The organism is Frankia canadensis (assembly GCF_900197875.1).
Taxonomy (GTDB): domain Bacteria; phylum Actinomycetota; class Actinomycetes; order Frankiales; family Frankiaceae; genus Frankia; species Frankia canadensis.
Genome location: NZ_FZMO01000447.1, coordinates 1 through 1,238, shown reverse-complemented (window position 1 = coordinate 1,238; position 1,238 = coordinate 1). Strand labels below are relative to the sequence as shown.

The 1,238-nt window shown below is 73.7% G+C and carries 1 protein-coding gene; it reads left to right on the top strand.

Annotated features, from left to right (window positions below):
• A partial coding sequence (locus C1A33_RS25975; RefSeq protein WP_207770510.1) for a polyketide synthase dehydratase domain-containing protein occupies positions 1-1,238 on the top strand: 1,238 nt, incomplete at both ends.

Genomic DNA, 1,238 nt, shown 5'->3' with positions numbered 1-1,238 from the left:
CCCCGACACCCCCTGGACCACCCACGCCACCGGCACCCTCACACCCGGCACCGAGCAGCCAGCCTCGTTCGACCTCACGGCCTGGCCGCCGTCCGGAGCCAAGCCGATCGACCTGACCGGCGCCTACGAACGCCTCGCCGAACGCTCCTACAAGTACGGCCCGGCCTTTCAGGGACTACAGGCCGCGTGGCGCCTAGGCGACGAGATCTTCGCCGAGGTGCGCCTGAGTGAGGACCTCGCCTCCGACGCCGGAAACTTCGAGATCCATCCCGCGCTCCTCGACGCCGCCCTGCACCCTCTGGTGCTCGTCGCCGACGAGTCGAGCGACGCCGACACCGACGCCGAGGAGAACGTGGGCCCCCGCGTCCCCTTCTCCTGGTCGGGCGTCACCCTGTACGCCACCGGGGCCACCGCGCTGCGGGTCCGGCTCACCCCGACCGGTCCGAACACGGCGAGCGTCCTGCTCGCGGACACGACCGGAGCACCGGTCGCCGCCGTCGACACCCTGGCCCTCCGGGCGATCTCGCTGGACCGGCTGAGTGACGCCGGGCCGTTGCGCGACTCGCTGTTCGGGCTGGAGTGGGTTCCCCTTCCCGGCGGCCACCGACCGGTGCACCCCACCAGCACCCTCGCCGTGCTCCTGGGCACCGAGGACACCTGGGCCGGCCTCGCCCTACCCGGCGAGAGCACCTACCTGGACCTGGACGCGCTCTCCGCCACCCTCACCGCCGGCGAGCCCGTGCCCGCGACCGTCGTCGTCAGTCCCGCGGTCTTCCCGGCCGCGACCGGCGGCCTCGACCCGGCGGAGGTCGGCTCCGACCTCGACGACGTCGTGGCCACCACGCACAGCAACGCCGAGGCGGCACTCCGGCTTGTCCAGCAGTGGCTCGCCGAGGACCGGTTCGCCGACTCCCGCCTCGTCGTGGTGACCCGCGGCGCCACCGCGGCCGACGGCATCATCGGGAACCTCGCGCAGGCCAGCCTGTGGGGTCTGATCCGCTCCGCCCAGGCGGAGCATCCGGATCGCTTCGTGCTCGCCGACCTCGCGCTCGATGGCGACCCGCGCTCGTCGGCCACGCTCCTGCTCGACGGCCTGACCACCGGCGAGCCCCAGTTCGCCGTGCGCGACGGGCAGATCCGCGTCCCCCGGCTGGCACGGGTGGAGCCGGCCGAGGCGGAAGGTCCGCTGTTCGATCCGGAGGGGACCGTCCTCATCACCGGCGGCACCGGCACCCTCG